This is a genomic window from Agromyces sp. GQ35, from assembly GCF_059758475.1.
In genome coordinates, this window is record NZ_JCAXEO010000001.1 from 2,289,616 (window position 1) to 2,304,894 (window position 15,279).

At 68.6% G+C, this 15,279-nt stretch carries 15 protein-coding genes and 1 tRNA gene; 13 read left to right on the forward strand and 3 right to left on the reverse strand.

Annotated elements, in window-relative coordinates:
• Positions 1-181 precede the first annotated feature (181 nt).
• Together sp36 and AC6CH0_RS10570 are read left to right on the forward strand one after the other, a co-directional pair.
• Positions 182-409 carry a Sp36 family protein gene (sp36, locus tag AC6CH0_RS10565; RefSeq protein ID WP_498100471.1) on the forward strand — a complete coding sequence of 76 codons (228 nt, stop codon included), beginning with the start codon at positions 182-184 and terminating at the stop codon, positions 407-409.
• A complete protein-coding gene (locus AC6CH0_RS10570) occupies positions 409-879 on the forward strand; it encodes a RidA family protein (protein WP_498100473.1) in 471 nt (156 codons plus the stop codon). Before sp36 ends, AC6CH0_RS10570 begins: the two co-directional genes overlap by 1 nt.
• Before the next feature lie 94 nt (positions 880-973).
• Here AC6CH0_RS10570 and acs read toward each other — a convergent pair whose 3' ends face one another.
• A complete protein-coding gene (gene acs, locus AC6CH0_RS10575; protein ID WP_498100475.1) occupies positions 974-2,926 on the reverse strand; it encodes an acetate--CoA ligase in 1,953 nt (650 codons plus the stop codon).
• 588 nt (positions 2,927-3,514) lie between these two features.
• On the opposite strand from acs, the gene AC6CH0_RS10580 reads away from it, so the two are divergent.
• From AC6CH0_RS10580 to AC6CH0_RS10600, 5 genes are all read left to right on the forward strand, one after another.
• On the forward strand, positions 3,515-4,642 hold the full coding sequence (locus AC6CH0_RS10580; RefSeq protein WP_498100477.1) for a TadA family conjugal transfer-associated ATPase: 1,128 nt from the start codon (positions 3,515-3,517) through the stop codon (positions 4,640-4,642).
• Between the two features lie 35 nt (positions 4,643-4,677).
• Positions 4,678-5,640, forward strand: coding sequence for a type II secretion system F family protein (locus tag AC6CH0_RS10585; protein WP_498100479.1), 963 nt, complete (start codon positions 4,678-4,680; stop codon positions 5,638-5,640).
• A 112-nt stretch (positions 5,641-5,752) separates the two neighbouring features.
• Entirely contained in the window at positions 5,753-5,938 is a 186-nt protein-coding gene (locus AC6CH0_RS10590) for a DUF4244 domain-containing protein (protein WP_498100481.1), read from the forward strand.
• A 16-nt stretch (positions 5,939-5,954) separates the two neighbouring features.
• On the forward strand, positions 5,955-6,263 hold the full coding sequence (locus AC6CH0_RS10595; protein WP_498100483.1) for a TadE family type IV pilus minor pilin: 309 nt from the start codon (positions 5,955-5,957) through the stop codon (positions 6,261-6,263).
• Positions 6,263-6,667, forward strand: coding sequence for an Rv3654c family TadE-like protein (locus AC6CH0_RS10600; RefSeq protein WP_498100485.1), 405 nt, complete (start codon positions 6,263-6,265; stop codon positions 6,665-6,667). The genes AC6CH0_RS10595 and AC6CH0_RS10600 overlap by 1 nt, the downstream gene beginning before the upstream one ends.
• Positions 6,668-6,712: 45 nt before the next feature.
• On the opposite strand, the gene AC6CH0_RS10605 is transcribed toward AC6CH0_RS10600, so the two are convergent.
• A complete protein-coding gene (locus AC6CH0_RS10605; protein ID WP_498100487.1) occupies positions 6,713-6,949 on the reverse strand; it encodes a hypothetical protein in 237 nt (78 codons plus the stop codon).
• Positions 6,950-7,159: 210 nt separating this feature from the next.
• On the opposite strand from AC6CH0_RS10605, the gene topA reads away from it, so the two are divergent.
• The 6 genes from topA (at position 7,160) to AC6CH0_RS10635 (ending at position 14,381) form a co-directional block, all read left to right on the forward strand.
• Positions 7,160-9,958 (forward strand): type I DNA topoisomerase, encoded by a 2,799-nt coding sequence (gene topA / locus AC6CH0_RS10610; RefSeq protein ID WP_498100489.1) that lies wholly within the window; start codon positions 7,160-7,162, stop codon positions 9,956-9,958.
• Positions 9,955-10,575 (forward strand): dTMP kinase, encoded by a 621-nt coding sequence (gene tmk, locus AC6CH0_RS10615; protein ID WP_498100491.1) that lies wholly within the window; start codon positions 9,955-9,957, stop codon positions 10,573-10,575. The genes topA and tmk overlap by 4 nt, the downstream gene beginning before the upstream one ends.
• A gap of 60 nt (positions 10,576-10,635) precedes the next feature.
• Positions 10,636-11,856: a DNA polymerase III subunit delta' gene (locus tag AC6CH0_RS10620; RefSeq protein ID WP_498100493.1), complete on the forward strand. Its 1,221-nt coding sequence runs from the start codon at positions 10,636-10,638 to the stop codon at positions 11,854-11,856.
• The gene (locus AC6CH0_RS10625) at positions 11,853-13,409 is read left to right on the forward strand and encodes an alpha/beta hydrolase (RefSeq protein WP_498100495.1); all 1,557 of its coding nucleotides are present in this window, start codon (positions 11,853-11,855) and stop codon (positions 13,407-13,409) included. Before AC6CH0_RS10620 ends, AC6CH0_RS10625 begins: the two co-directional genes overlap by 4 nt.
• An 81-nt stretch (positions 13,410-13,490) precedes the next feature.
• Positions 13,491-13,563: transfer RNA gene (locus tag AC6CH0_RS10630), tRNA-Thr, on the forward strand.
• Between the two features lie 146 nt (positions 13,564-13,709).
• The gene (locus tag AC6CH0_RS10635; RefSeq protein WP_498100497.1) at positions 13,710-14,381 is read left to right on the forward strand and encodes an SGNH/GDSL hydrolase family protein; all 672 of its coding nucleotides are present in this window, start codon (positions 13,710-13,712) and stop codon (positions 14,379-14,381) included.
• Positions 14,382-14,460: 79 nt separating this feature from the next.
• On the opposite strand, the gene AC6CH0_RS10640 is transcribed toward AC6CH0_RS10635, so the two are convergent.
• Entirely contained in the window at positions 14,461-15,279 is an 819-nt protein-coding gene (locus AC6CH0_RS10640; protein WP_498100499.1) for an SGNH/GDSL hydrolase family protein, read from the reverse strand.

Consider the following 15,279-nt stretch of genomic DNA (forward strand, 5'->3'; position numbering starts at 1 on the left):
GTTTTTGGGCAGACATATAGTGGAGCTTAACGGAGAAGGCTGACAAATCCCGCTATGCAGGTCGTCGGCCGTTTCGTGGCGCAGGCGCGCCGATCCCCGCGGATTCCGCGCCCAATCGACCTCGCCGGAACGTGCACGATCACTCGTCGCGACCGAGCGACCCTAAAGAGATGAGGAACCCATGGCGACTTGGGAGTACATCACCACCCCGCTGCTGATTCACAACACGGCGGCGATCCTGAACAACTGGGGCTCAGAGGGGTGGGAGCTCGTGCAGATCGTGCAGGGACCAGAGGGTGGGCTCGTCGCCTACTTGAAGCGCCCGACCGGTGGCGAGTCGTCCGCTGCGGCATCCGCCGGCGCTGCCGCGGCAGCCCAGGCCGCAAAGCAGTTCGAGGGTCAGGCCTGATGGCCGCGATCGAAGCGCGCCTGGCGGAACTCGGCATCGACCTGCCCGAGGTCGCACCACCCGTCGCGGCCTACGTGCCCGCCGTCATCACCGGCGCGCACGTCTACACCTCGGGGCAGTTGCCCTTCACCGCGGGCGCGCTGCCAGCCACCGGCAAGGTCGGCGACGGGCCCGGACTGGTTCCCGCTGCCGACGCGAAGGCGTACGCTCGCACCGCCGCACTCAATGCCCTGGCGGCGGTGCGCGCCGAGATCGGTTCGCTCGACCGCGTCACCCGTGTCGTGAAGCTCGTCGGCTTCGTGGCATCCGACCCGGCCTTCACCGGCCAGCCGGGTGTCATCAACGGCGCGTCCGAGGTGCTCGGCGAGATCTTCGGCGATGCAGGGCGCCACGCCCGCTCGGCCGTCGGCGTCGCCGTGCTGCCCCTCGACTCGCCGGTCGAGCTCGAGCTCGTGGTCGAGTTCGAGTAGCAGGCCGACACGGTACGAACAACAGGCACGAACGACCGATGCCGCGGCGGGATCGCTCCCGACGCGGCATCCGTCGTTGGTAGCGGTGGTTGCCCTACTTCACCTGCTCGCTGATGACCTGCATGATCGAGGTGTCGGCGAGCGTCGTCGTGTCGCCGATCTCGCGACCCTCTGCGAGGTCGCGCAGCAGTCGTCGCATGATCTTGCCCGAGCGCGTCTTGGGCAGCTCGTTGACGATGAACACCTGGCGAGGTCGGGCGATGGCTCCGATCTGCTGCGCGACGTGCTTGCGCAATTCGTCGCTCGCCTCCGCGATGTCGGTGACCCGGTCGGCCTGGCTCGTCTTGAGGATGACGAAGGCGACGACGGCTTGGCCGGTGGTCTCGTCGGATGCCCCGACGACGGCAGCCTCGGCCGTCCACGGGTGGGCGACGAGCGAGGACTCGATCTCGGCGGTCGACAGACGGTGGCCCGAGACGTTCATGACGTCATCGACCCGGCCGAGCAGCCAGATGTCGCCGTCTTCGTCGCGGCGCGCGCCATCGCCGGCGAAGTACTTGTCGCCGAACTTCTCCCAGTACGTCTCCTTGAAGCGCTCGGGGTCGCCCCAGATGCCGCGCAGCATCGACGGCCACGGCTCGGTGATCGTGAGCAGGCCGCCGCCTTCGCCCTCGATCGGGGTGCCCTCGTCGTCGACGATGTCGAGCGAGATGCCGGGGATCGCCACTTGCGCCGAACCTGGCTTGAGGTCGGTGATGCCGGGCAACGCCGAGATCATGATCGCGCCGGTCTCGGTCTGCCACCACGTGTCGACCACGGGGATGGAACCGCCGCCGATGACGTGGCGGTACCAGATCCACGCTTCCGGGTTGATCGGTTCACCGACCGATCCGAGCACGCGGAGCGAACGCACGTTGAAGTCGCGAACGACGTCGCGGCCCTGCTTCATGAAGGAGCGGATCGCGGTCGGCGCCGTGTAGAGGATCGAGACCTTGTACTTCTCGATGATCTCCCACCAGCGGCCGGGGTGCGGCGTGTCGGGCGTGCCCTCGTAGAGCACCTGTGTCGCGCCGTTCGCGAGCGGTCCGTAGACGACGTACGAGTGGCCGGTGATCCAGCCGACGTCGGCGGTGCACCAGTACACGTCGCGCTCGGGGTGCAGGTCGAACACGTTCTTGTGGGTGAACGCGGTCTGCGTGAGGTAGCCGCCCGAGGTGTGCAGGATGCCCTTGGGATTGCCGGTCGTGCCCGAGGTGTAGAGGATGAACAGCGGATGCTCCGCATTGAAGCCCTTGGCCTCGTGCTCGGCCTCGACGGTGGCGAGTTGCTCGCTCCACCAGACATCCCGACCCTCGGTCCAGGCGACATCGCCGCCGGTGCGGTTCACGACGAGCACGGAGCGCACTGTGGTCTCGGCTGCCTCGATGGCCTCGTCGACGGTCGGCTTCAGCGGGAAGGCCTTGCCTTTGCGGTAGCCGCCGTCGGCGGTGATGACGACCTCGGCCTGAGCGTCGTCGATGCGCGCCTGAAGGCTCTTCGACGAGAAGCCGCCGAACACGACGGAGTGCACGGCGCCGATGCGTGCGCACGCGAGCATCGCGACCACGGCTTCGGGGATCATCGGCAGGTAGATCGCGACGCGGTCGCCGTCGTTGACGCCGAGTGCGAGCAGTGCGTTCGCGGCGCGCTTGACCTCTGCGGTGAGTTCGGCGTAGGTGATCGCACGGCTATCGCCGGGCTCGCCCTCGAAGTGGAGGGCGACGCGATCGCCGAGACCGGCCTCGACGTGCCGGTCGAGGCAGTTGTAGGCGACGTTCAGCTCTCCGTCGTGGAACCACTTCGCGAAGGGCGGGTTCGACCAGTCGAGAGTCTGCGTGAACGGGGTGCTCCATGTCAGGAGCTCTCGGGCCTGTTCGGCCCAGAAGCCGAGGCGATCGCTCGCGGCTTCCTCGTAGAGTCGTGCGTCGGCGACGGCTTGGGCGGCGAACTCGGGACTCGGGCGGAATCGCCGGATCTCTTCGAGTGCGTGGTCGATCTGAACGGTCATGGTTCTTCAGTCGCTCCTTCGCGAGTGCTACTTCTGATGGGTCGCCTGCCCACGCAGCAGACTACCGGCCGCTCGAGTGCATGCGGAATCGCGTCGTCGCAGTGCGTCGCGGGGCGTTCTGGTGGATGATTGGACCAGCTTCCTGTGTGCAAGCGCAGAGAAATCTGTATGTCGGCACAAATGAGGACAAAAAATGCTTGCGCATCCTTCTGCAAGCCGTATGCTGATTACCGCCCGAACACTCGTTTCGAGGCCTGCAGCGCTCGTGATTCCCCCCAATCCTTGCGCTGCCGAGGCGGCACCTGTTCCCCCCAATGGGTGCCGCCCCCTTTCGTTAATGGGCCGCCGCGAAATCGGCGGCCGACGGGTCGAGTCCTTCTCCACAACGGTGTGGGGGAGGCTCTTTCCGTCTCCGGGGCGGCAAACCGGCGATCCAGCTGCGCGATACGTCAGGGCAGCACTTCCTGCAACCGTGTCCCGGTGCGTGTGAGCCTCGAGTCCTCCTCCACAACCGCGTGAGCGAGATTCCTTTCCCACCTGCGGTCGATCCCGTGTCTTCTGCCGGTCGTCCCTTCCTACGCTCGCCACATGACCCTTCCCTTCGTGGCGTCGCCCTCCTGGCAGCACGAGCCCCCGGCGTCCACTGCGGCCGAACTGGCGTACGCGCCGCGCGGCACCGGTCAGCCGGGGGCAGAGGTGGCGCTGGCTTCGGGCGAAACGTCGGCCGACGCCGCAATCTCGCAAGGTGGAGCGCTCGACGCGGCTGCGCGTGCCGACCCTGCGAGGGCCGGCGCCGTGGATCTGTCGCTCCTCGGCCCGCTCGAGCCGTTCGCCTCGACGGGTCCCGTCACCGATCTCTTCGTGAACGGCGACCGAGGCCTCTGGATCGACCGGGGTTCGGGTGCCGAACACGAGCCCTCGTGGGCGGCCGACGAGTCCGAGGTGCGCGCGCTGGCTGTGCGTCTCATCGCACGCGGCGGTCGGCACATCGACGAGGCGACGCCGGCCGTCGATGTGCGGCTGGGTCGCGGCATCCGAGTGCACGCCGTCTTGCCGCCGGTGTCGTCGACGGGCACGACGATCTCGGTGCGGGTTCCACGCCCCGGCGGGTTCTCGCTCGCCGCGCTCGCGCGGGCCGGCATGGTCGATGCCGCGCACGAGAGCGAGCTCCGCGTGGCCGTGGCGTCGCGCAAGAACCTGCTCGTCACCGGTGCCGGCGGCACCGGCAAGACCACCCTGCTCGCCGCGCTCCTCGCTGAGGCACCGTCGCATGAGCGGCTCGTGATCATCGAAGATGTCGCCGAGCTTCAGGTCGAGCACCCGCACGTCGTCTCGCTCGAGGCGCGACAGGCGAACCTCGAGGGCAGCGGTCGGGTCGGTCTCGATGCACTGCTCCGTGAGGCGCTCCGCATGCGTCCCGATCGACTGGTGGTGGGCGAATGCCGAGGCGGCGAACTCCGGGAACTCCTCGCGGCACTCAACACCGGTCACGACGGCGGCGCCGGCACCCTGCACGCGAACTCGCTTGCCGACGTGCCGGCGCGCCTCGAGGCGCTGGGATCGATCGCCGGGCTCTCGCCCGATGCACTCGCCCGGCAGACCGTCAGCGCCTTCGACCTCGTGCTGCATCTCGAGCGGGTCGACGGCAGGCGCAGGCTCGCGCAGATGGGGCGGTTCGAGCAGCGCGGCGACCGACTCGTCGTCGAGGCGATGTGAGCGAGCGGATGCCCCGGGCGACGCGGTTCCGCGCAATGACCCGGCTGCAACGACGGTTCGCGCGACGACGGCGCGATCCGGCGGGTGAGGTCGACGCGATCGCCGCGATCACCGAGCGGCTTGCGGTGCTGCTCGCGGCGGGCGTACCGGCGTCGAGCGCGTGGCGTCACGTCGGCGTCGACTCGGCAGCCGACGCTGACGCCGGGGTGCTCGCGATGGCTGCGTCTGCGGCGCACGGCGGCGACCCGGTTGCCCCGGCCATCGCCACAGCGCGACGCGAGCACCCGGAGGCATCGACAGCCTGGCCGGTGCTCGCGGCGGCGTGGTCGGTCGCGGCCGAGTCTGGAGCTCCGCTCGCCGGCAGCCTGCGCGCCCTCGCGGTGGTGCTGCGCGACGAGGCGCAGTTGCGGCGCGAGGTGCGGGCGGCACTCGCCGGTCCGGCCGCGAGCGCCCGTCTCGTCATGGCGCTGCCCGCGATCGCGCTGGTGTTCGGGGCCACACTCGGGTTCGACACGATCGGGGTGCTCTTCGGCAACCCGATCGGCATCGCTTGCCTGCTGCTCGGAATCGTGTGCCTCTGCATCGGCCAGCGCTGGAATTCCGCGCTCGCCGCCCGTGCCGGGCGTTCACGGCTCGATGCCGGGCTCGAACTCGAGCTGCTCGCGATCGCGATGTCGAGTGGAACGTCGATCGACCTCGCGCGAAAGCTCGCACGTCGTTCGATCGAGGAGCACGTTCCGCACGCGGGCGACGGGAGCGAAGTCGAGGCGGTGCTCGGTCTGGCTGCTCGCGCGGGCGCCCCCGTCGGTGAACTCCTCCGCGCAGAGGCGTTCCGTCTGCGTCGAGCGGCGCGTTCCGCCGGGGCTGAACGCGCCGCCGCGCTCGGCGTACGGCTCATGCTCCCGCTGGGACTCTGCGTGCTGCCGGCCTTCGTGCTGCTCGGCGTCGCGCCCCTCATGATCTCGGTCATCACCGGCACTCTCGGAGACGCCCTGTGACCGTACCGACTCGTGCCACTCGAATGCCGGTCCGCCGGCACCATAGGAAAGGAACACCATGCACGAACATCCATACAGTCGAGACCGACGCGCGGCAGCGCTCCGGAGTCGAATGCGCCACGTCGCTGAGCGAGTCGCCCGACGCGTCGCCGGGGAGCGCGGCGCGGCGACGGCGGAGTACGCGGTGGCCACGATGGCTGCAGTCGGGTTCGCCGGACTCCTGGTGCTCATCCTTCGTGGCGACGAGGTGCGCGGCATTCTCACCGACCTCGTGCGGAATGCGCTCACCGTCGGTTGACGGCGAGCGCGGTGGCGTGACCGCGGAGTTCGCGGTCGCGCTGCCGGCCATCGCGCTCGTGCTCGCCGCGTGTCTCGCTTCAGTGCAGCTCGTCGCACAACAGGTACGGCTGACGGATGCCGCAGCCGACGCCGCTCGAGCACTCGGCCGCGGCGAATCCGCGGGCGTCGCGGCGGCCATCGCCGATCGGGTGTCGGGCGGGGCGGATCTCTCCGTCGCCACCGATCAGCAGTTCGTCTGCGCGACGCTCGACGCCTCGGGCGCGGGCTTGCTCGCCGCGATCCAGCTGCGCGCCGAATCCTGCGCCGTCACCGGTGGTCGCTGATGGGTGCGCCGACCGGTTCGGGCCCCGCACCTCGACGGCGAACGCTGCGCAGCCTGCACCGTGCCGGCGATTCCGGTGCAGCATCGGTGCTCGCGCTCGGCATCATCGGGGCGGTCACCGCGTTGACCGTGGCATTCGTCGCGGTGCTCGGCATCTTCGTACTTTCGCAGCGAGCGGCCAATGCAGCCGATGCTGCTGCGCTGGCCGCGGCCGACGCGACCTCCGGTGCCGTCGTGGGCGTGCCCTGCGAACTGGCGGCGGCGATCGCCACGCGCAACGGTGCGCGACTCGGATCCTGCGGCGGCGATGGGCCGGTGGCATTCGTCACGGTCAGCATCGCCGCGATGCCGGGCTTCGAGCTCACGGCGTCTGCTCGCGCAGGACCTCCCGGATGGCGCGGCTGATGCGAGTGCGCGCTTGCCGTGCGTCGGTCACGACCGGCGCGGGGCTCAATCGAAAACGGTCTCCACGAAGCGGTACTCCACTGCGGTGGGACGCTCGTCGTCGGATGACGCGAACTCGAGTCCCGCTCCTCGTGCGTACACGTAGTGCTTGCCGTGTTCAGTGGGGAGTTCGATGCGTGGGCGAGTATCCCCGGTATCGAGGAAGGCGGTGGCCACCGTCTTGCCCTCCAGCGGCCCGTCGATCAGCTTCGCGGTGTACGAACTCGTCGTTGAGGTGTCCATGAGGCCAATTCTCCTCGGCGGGGCGCGAACCGCAAGGGGGCTCGCACGTCGTGGACGAAGTGCCTCGCGCGCCGTCGAGTACGTGTCCTCCCGGCCAGTGTGTGTATGGTGTGGCTGTCGGCGCAGCATTTCGCCGACTGACGGCACACCGCTCGGGGGCGCGGCAACGAATGTGCGTTTCCGTCTCAATCGTCAACAAAGAGGAGTCTGGTGTCAGGCGCGAAAAAGCTGGTCATCGTCGAGTCGCCGACCAAGATGAAATCGATCGCCCAGTACTTGGGCGACGGGTACCAGGTGCTGTCCTCGGTGGGCCACATCCGCGACCTCATCGAACCCAAGAACCTGCCGGCCGAATTGAAGAAGGGCCCGCTCGGCAAGTTCTCGGTCGACGTCGACAACGGCTTCGAGCCGTACTACGTCGTCTCCGATTCGAAGAAGAAGACCGTCGCAGAACTGAAGCGGGCGCTGAAAGACGCCGACGAGCTCCTGCTCGCCACTGATGAGGACCGCGAGGGCGAGGCCATCGCGTGGCACCTGCTGCAGGAACTGAAGCCCAAGGTCCCGGTGCGCAGGATGGTCTTCCACGAGATCACCAAAGACGCCATCCAGAAGGCGAAGGACAACACCCGAGAGCTCGATACCGCACTCGTCGATGCGCAGGAGACGAGGCGCATCCTCGACCGTCTCTACGGCTACGAGATCTCGCCGGTGCTCTGGCGCAAGGTCGGTCCCGGGCTCTCGGCCGGTCGAGTGCAGTCGGCAGCGACTCGCCTCGTCGTCGATCGTGAGCGCGAACGCCTCGCCTTCGTCGCTGCGGGCTACTGGGATCTCGCGGGGCGCTTCGCCGCCGAGGCATCCGCGGACTCGACCTCGTTCGAAGCGAAGCTCGTGCGGCTCGGCGGAGAGCGCGTTGCCACCGGCCGCGACTTCGACGACGCTGGCACGCTGAAGAGCAAGGCCGTCGTGCTCGATGAGGCGACCGCCGCCGCGCTCGTCACCGCCCTCTCGGACGATGCCGTCTCGCGCACGGTGTCGAAGGTCGAGTCGAAGCCGTACTCACGTCGCCCGGCAGCACCGTTCACGACGTCGACGCTCCAGCAGGAGTCCGCGCGAAAGCTCCGTCTCTCGGCTCGCGACACCATGCGCGTGGCGCAGTCGCTCTACGAGAACGGCTACATCACCTATATGCGTACCGACTCGTCGTCGCTGTCGCAGCAGGCGATCACCGCCGCCCGCACGCAGGCGACGAAGCTGTACGGTGCCGACTCGATTCCCGAGAAGCCCCGTACCTACGTGGGCAAGTCGAAGAACGCGCAAGAGGCGCACGAGGCGATCCGCCCCTCGGGCGAGGTGTTCCGCACGCCGTCCGAATTGCAGAGTGTGCTGCGCGGCAGCGAGTTCAAGCTCTACGACCTGATCTGGAAGCGCACCGTCGCCTCGCAGATGGCCGACGCGAAGGGGCAGACGGCAACCGTCACGATCGAGGTCGGCCCCACCGCGGCAACGGCCACCGCTCCCGCCGAGACATCGACGCTCGTGGCCGGTGCGACCGCCGAGTTCACCGCGAGCGGTACCGTGATCACCTTCCGCGGCTTCCTCGCCGCCTACGAGGAGAGCCGCGACGAAGAGCGCAACGCAGAGGAGACGCCGGGCGAGGCCAAGCTGCCGCCGCTGAAGGAGGGCCAGTCGCTGCACATGGCCGACCTCGAGGCCAAGGGCCATGAGACCTCGCCGCCCCCGCGCTACACCGAGGCGAGCCTGGTCAAGCGACTCGAGGAGCTCGGCATCGGCCGCCCCTCGACGTTCGCATCGATCATCTCGACGATCCTCGACCGCGGTTACGTCACCCAACGCGGCCAGGCGCTCGTACCGAGCTGGATCGCGTTCTCGGTCGTCAGACTGCTCGAGGAGCACTTCGGCGACCTCGTCGAGTACGACTTCACCGCAGAGATGGAAGACGACCTCGACCACATCGCCGCAGGCGAGGCCGATCGCGTCGACTGGCTCTCGAGCTTCTACTTCGGTTCCGACAAGCACCGGGGCCTCCGGCAGGTCGTCGACAACCTCGGCGAGATCGACGCGCGCGAGATCAACTCCGTCGTCATCGCGCCCGACATCACCCTGCGCATCGGCAAGTACGGCCCGTACCTCGAGACGGTCGACGAGACAGCCGCACCTGACGCACCGCCCCGCCGGGTGAATCTGCCGGAAGGCCTTGCACCCGACGAGCTGACCGAGGCGAAGGCCCGCGAGCTCATCGAGGCGCCGGTGCAGGAGGCACGTGTTCTCGGAGTCAATCCCGAGAACGGCAAGGAGATCGTCGTGAAAGACGGCCGATTCGGGCCGTACGTCACCGAGCTCGAGCCTGCCCCGGTTGCAGCGCCCGAACCCGAAGCCGCGGCATCCGTCGTGGACCCCGCCACCGGTGAGGTGGTCGACGCACCGAAGCCCAAGGCGAAGCGCGCTGCGAAGAAGCCCGTCGCTGAGAAGCCGCGCACTGCGTCACTGTTCAAGAACATGCAGGTCGGCGAGATCGACCTCGACACCGCGCTGCGGCTGCTCAGCCTCCCGCGAACGGTCGGCCTCGACCCCGAGTCGGGAGTCGAGATCACGGCGCAGAACGGTCGCTACGGCCCGTACCTCAAGAAGGGTACCGATACGCGCACCTTGCCGAGTGAGGACGACATCCTCGAGATCGGCCTCGACGGTGCACTCGAGCTGTTCGCCCAGCCCAAGTACGGCGCCCGCGCGGCGTCGAGTGCGCTCAAGGAGTTCGAGGCGGATCCGGTGAGCGGCAAGCCGATCAAGGTGAAAGACGGCCGTTTCGGCCCCTATGTCACCGACGGCACCACGAACGCGACCATCCCGCGAGCCGAATCGGTCGAAGAGATCACCTTCGAGCGTGCCGTCGAACTGCTGCAGATCAAGCGAGACAAGGGGCCGGCCACGCCGAAGAAGAAGGCACCGGCGAAGCGCGCCCCCGCCAAGAAGGCCGCGACCAAGAAGTGAGCGGCGGGCTCTTCATCACCTTCGAGGGCGGCGACGGGGCGGGCAAGACGACCCAGGCCGAGCTGCTCGGTGCCTGGTTCGGCGAAGCCGGGCGAACCGTGGTGCGCACTCGCGAGCCGGGCGGCACCGAGGTCGGCGTCGAGGTGCGCGAGATCGTGCTGCACCATCGCGGCGACATCGCGCCCCGCGCCGAAGCGCTGCTGTATGCGGCCGACCGCGCTCATCACATCGCGACCGTCGTTCGGCCGGCGCTGGAGCGCGGCGACGTCGTCATCCAAGACCGGTACATCGACTCCTCGGTCGCCTATCAGGGTGCCGGACGGGTCCTCGATCCCGACGCGGTTCGCGGTCTCTCGGAGTGGGCGACCGAAGGGCTCCGCCCCGACCTGACGATCCTGCTCGATCTCGACGCCGACGCGGCACGCACCCGTCTCGACAGCGCGCGAACCCGCTACGATCGCCTCGAGGCCGAGGCATCCGAGTTTCACACTCGGGTGCGTGGCGCCTTCCTCGAGCTGGCGGCGGGGGAGCCCGACCGGTTTCTCGTCGTCGACGCATCGTTGCCGGTCGATGAGATCGCCGCGTCGATCCGAGCCCGCGTGGCCGGCCTGCTCTGAGCACGGCGTGCTCGGCGCAGTTCGCACGTCCTCGTCAGTCGCTGACGGTAGCGTTGAATCGTGACCGTGTGGAGTGAGCTGACCGGGCAGGATGCCGCGATCGCGCTGTTCCGCGCGGCCGCGGAGTCCGCCGGAGCGCCGACCGTCAACCCGTCGACTGCCGACGGCGGAATTCCCGCAACCGTCGGGCAGGGCGCGCAGCAGATGACCCATTCCTGGCTGGTCACCGGCCCGCCCGGCTCGGGGCGCTCGAATCTCGCCTACGCGTTCGCGACCGCCCTCATCTCGGGACTGCCCGACGGTGATGAGCGCACGCGCGCCCAGGTCGATGCGCGCAGCCACCCCGACCTGCACGTGCTCGCCACCGAGGGCGTCATCATCAAGCGAGACGATGTGCGAGACATCGTGCGTCGTTCGCACTACGCGCCGTCGATCGGGCGCCACCGGGTCATCATCGTCGAAGACGCCGACCGCATGACCGAGCAGACCTCGAACTTCCTGCTCAAAGAACTCGAAGAGCCACCAGAGCGCACCGTCTGGATCCTCTGTGCGCCGAGCGAGGCCGACCTCATCCCCACCATCCGGTCGCGCGTGCGGTCGGTGCGACTCCAGGTGCCGAGCGTCGCGGATGTCGCGGCACTTCTCGTGCGCCGCGACGGCGTCGACCCCGTGCTCGCCGAGCGGGCGGCACGCGAGGCGCAGAGTCACATCGGCATGGCGCACCGGCTCGCGACCAACGAAGAGGCCAGGCGCCGCCGGTCGGAGACGCTCGAACTGGCGCTCGCCGTGCGCTCGACATCCGGTGCCGTGGCGACCGCGGCCAGGTACATCGAGATCGCCGGTGAAGACGCGAAAGCCATCAGCGAGCTGCGCGACGCCGAAGAGCGCGCGCACGCGCTGCACTCGTTGGGCATCGCGCCGGGCCAAGCCGTTCCCAACGCCCTCCGGCCGCAACTGAAGGCACTCGAAGACGACCAGAAGCGCCGAGCGACCCGCAGTCTCCGCGACGGCATCGATCGCATCCTCGTCGACCTCGCGTCGCTCTACCGCGACATCCTGCTCATCCAGCTCACCGCCGACGTGGCGCTCGTGAACCGCGAACTCGAATCCGGCATGCAACGGGCGGCGGCATCCGCAACGCCAGCGCGCACCCTCGCGACGCTCGACGCCATCCAGCAGGCGCGCATCCGAATCGACGGCAACGTGCAGCCGGCACTCGCACTCGAGGCGATGCTCGTCTCCGCCATTCGACGACCGACCACCGAACGAGGGGCCGCATGAACGCCACGACCACCACCCGACGACGCAGGCCGCGTGGCGCTCGTGCCATCGCCGTCGTCGGCGCCCTCGCAGCGCTGCTCGCGATGAGCGGCTGTGCGCCCTCGTTCCTGAACCCGCAGCAGCCCGTCTCCACGCCGACCGGCGAAGAGGTCGACGCCGAGCTCGAGCCCTTCTACACGCAGGTGCTGAAGTGGGAGCGCTGCGGAGACGGCATGGGCTGCACGACCGCGAAGGCGCCGCTCGACTGGAGCGATCCGACGGCCGGCGAGACCGAGCTCGCGCTCGTGCGGCACGTGGCGACAGGGGAGCGCATCGGCTCCCTGCTGATCAACCCCGGCGGGCCGGGCGGTTCGGGCTACGAGTTCGTGATGGACTCGCTCGACTACGCCGTCGGGCAGCCGCTGCAGGAGCGCTTCGACGTCGTCGGGTTCGACCCCCGAGGCGTCGGCCGATCCGACGGCGTCGCCTGCTACGACGCACCCGAGATGGACGACTATCTCTACGGCATCACCCCCGGCGAACGCGGCAGCGACGAGTGGATCGCCAGCACCGAGGCGATCGAGCGCGACTTCGGGCAGGCGTGCAACGACCGCACCGGCGAGTTGCTCGGCAATGTCGACACCGAGAGCGCTGCGCGCGATCTCGATCTGCTGCGCGCGATCCTCGGCGATGAGAAGCTCAATTACCTCGGGTACTCCTACGGCACCTTCCTCGGTGCGACCTTCGCCGAGCTGTACCCCGACAAGGTCGGCCGGCTCGTGCTCGACGGGGCGATCGACCCGGCAGCGAGCGAGTCCGAAGTCTCCCAAGCCCAGGCCATCGGGTTCGAGAACGCCCTGAAGGCGTACCTCGAGTTCTGCCTCTCCGGCACCGACTGTCCGTTCAACGGCACGGTCGACGAGGCGGCAGACGAGATCGGCCGCCTCCTGGCATCCGTCGACGCGAGCCCGCTGCGCGGCACCGACGGCCGTCTCGTGGGCGCCGACACGCTCGTCACGGCGATCATCTACCCGCTCTACAGTGCGGATTCGTGGCCGTACCTGGGCGACATGTTCGAATCGGTGATGTTCGGCGACGCCGACCTGGCGCTCACCTTCGCCGACGGGTACAACGGCCGAAACGAAGACGGTACCTACCTCGACAACTCGGCCGAGGCGTTCAGCGCCGTCAACTGCCTCGACTACACGTACCAGCCCGACGTCACCGTGATGCGGGAGAAGGCGGCCTCGGTCGCCGAGGTCGCCCCGATCATCGGCCCCTACTTCGGATTCGGTGACCTCGGCTGCGTCAACTGGCCGTACGAGGGCGACCGGGAGCGCGCTGAGATCCACGCGGCGGGGGCCGATCCGATCCTCGTCGTCGGCACGACCGGCGACCCCGCCACGCCCTACGAGTGGGCCGTCGCCCTCGCCGAGCAGCTCGAGAGCGGCGTGCTCGTCAGCTACGAAGGCGAAGGCCACACGGCCTACAACAAGTCGAACCCGTGCGTGAATGACACGGTCGAGTCGTACCTGATCGACGGCACCGTGCCCTCGGCTGACCCGAAGTGCTGACGGTGGTCATGGGCGTGCTCGAAACCCGCTAACATTGATTCTCGTGCCACTCGGTGCGCTTCGCAGCGCGCCGCATGTCACGCCGCCTTAGCTCAGTCGGCAGAGCGTCTCACTCGTAATGAGAAGGTCGTGGGTTCGATTCCCACAGGCGGCTCCGCACATGCAGAAGGGCCCCGAACGATCCGGGGCCCTTCTGTGTTCCCGGGGCATCGTTTGAGCGCACGAGACACGCCCGAGCTCCCAATCGCCGACTTCGTGGTGGTCGAGAAACTGACCGAGCCGACGGTTAGATTGGTCGACATGTCGAATCGGCGGAACGTTGCCGGCGTGGTTGCGGCGCTCGCGGTACTGGTGATGTCGGGTTGCGCAGCAGATCGACAGGCGCCGAGCGACTCTGCGCCACCGAGCCTCAGCTCGGGCGATGCGCTGGACCCGTGGGCCGATGGAGTTCTCCGCCTCGGCATCGTCGGCGACAGCCTGACCGTGGGTTGGACGGCGACGACCGAAGACCGTTCGTACCGTGCCCAACTCGACCGCCACTCTGACGAGCGGGGACGTATCGCCGTCGAGTGGGTGGCGACCGCAGGGGCGACATCGGGCGAGATGGCCGCCGTCGCCGCCGACGTCCTTCACGACGCCGAGGTGGTGTTGATCGAGACCGGGACCAATGATGTTGCGCGCGCTCCGGATCTGTCCATCCTCCGAGCCGAGTACCCCGAACTTCTCTCCGGGGTCCCCGACGATCGCCGGCTGTTGTGCCTGGGCCCGTGGCTGGTGCCATCCGATGCCCAGGCATTCATGCGCGCCGAGTGCGCGGCCGCCGGCGGCGAATACCTCGACATCGCCGACCTCTTCGAGCTCAGAGGCCCCGCCGGCGACCCTGGATTCCCCGTTCCGCAAGACGACTTCCACCCGAACCAGGCGGGCCACGATGCGATCGCGGCGAGAATCCTCGATGCCCTCGCCCCGTAGACCAGCGGCTTCGCACCGCGCACGAACGGCCCGGGTTCTCCGGGCCGTTCGTGTTCGCGCGGGAGAAACGCTGCGCGCGTCAGAGGGCCGCCAGTACGGCGTCGCGATAGGCGACGTAGCCGGCGGCGTTCGGGTGCAGGAAGGTGAGGGGGTCGGCGGGATTCGCTCCGAGCCACGGATCTTCGGTTCCCACGGAGTGGGCGGCGAAGCTCGCCGAGACATCCGCATAGACCACCTGAGCCCCTTGCGATGCGGCCACTGCGACCGTCTGGGCGATCAGCGTGTTGAGCGCCGCGGCGAGTGCGTTCGCCCCATCGGTGACTGGGCCGAGACCGGGTGCGAACGGGATCGGGTAGCCGGTGACCACCGTGAGCGCCCGTGGAGAGCGTTCGGCGATGGCGGCCAGAAGCGCACCGAGTTCGAGCGGCAGCTCTCCCGACTCGAGGTACCACTGGGCCGCGGCGAACGCCGCGGCGCATTCCGGGGTGAATCCGGTCAGGCAGGCGTTCAACGTGCCGGGCAGGTCGATGCCGTTCGCGCCGATGGTCACGGTGACGAGGGTGGTGCCTCGGTTCAGTTGCGAGAGCTGGATCGATGAGACATCGGCGATGGTGGCGCCCGAGCACGACGGGTTGCGCAGCAGATTCACTCCCTGCTGCGCATCGAGGAGTGCCGGGTATCCGGCTGGACTGCGCAGACAGTCGTCGACGTAGCCGCCGCCGCCTTGGCCGGCGGCGACCGAATCGCCGAGTGCCACGTACTTCTCGATCGGGGATGACGAGGGCGAGGAGGGCACGGCCTGGGCCGGTCCGACGATTCCCATGGGAATCGACACGAAGGCGATGATGACCGCGGCGACACTGCCGAGTACGCGGCCCATTCGGGTTGAAGCCGTCAT

Coding starts and splice junctions, on each gene's coding strand:
- sp36 (WP_498100471.1), top strand. CDS start 182: ATGGCGACTTGGGAGTACATCACCACCCCGCTGCTGATTCACAACACG.
- AC6CH0_RS10570 (WP_498100473.1), top strand. CDS start 409: ATGGCCGCGATCGAAGCGCGCCTGGCGGAACTCGGCATCGACCTGCCC.
- acs (WP_498100475.1), bottom strand. CDS start 2,926: ATGACCGTTCAGATCGACCACGCACTCGAAGAGATCCGGCGATTCCGC.
- AC6CH0_RS10580 (WP_498100477.1), top strand. CDS start 3,515: ATGACCCTTCCCTTCGTGGCGTCGCCCTCCTGGCAGCACGAGCCCCCG.
- AC6CH0_RS10585 (WP_498100479.1), top strand. CDS start 4,678: ATGACCCGGCTGCAACGACGGTTCGCGCGACGACGGCGCGATCCGGCG.
- AC6CH0_RS10590 (WP_498100481.1), top strand. CDS start 5,753: ATGCGCCACGTCGCTGAGCGAGTCGCCCGACGCGTCGCCGGGGAGCGC.
- AC6CH0_RS10600 (WP_498100485.1), top strand. CDS start 6,263: ATGGGTGCGCCGACCGGTTCGGGCCCCGCACCTCGACGGCGAACGCTG.
- AC6CH0_RS10605 (WP_498100487.1), bottom strand. CDS start 6,949: ATGGACACCTCAACGACGAGTTCGTACACCGCGAAGCTGATCGACGGG.
- AC6CH0_RS10625 (WP_498100495.1), top strand. CDS start 11,853: ATGAACGCCACGACCACCACCCGACGACGCAGGCCGCGTGGCGCTCGT.
- AC6CH0_RS10635 (WP_498100497.1), top strand. CDS start 13,710: ATGTCGAATCGGCGGAACGTTGCCGGCGTGGTTGCGGCGCTCGCGGTA.
- AC6CH0_RS10640 (WP_498100499.1), bottom strand. CDS start 15,279: ATGACGGCTTCAACCCGAATGGGCCGCGTACTCGGCAGTGTCGCCGCG.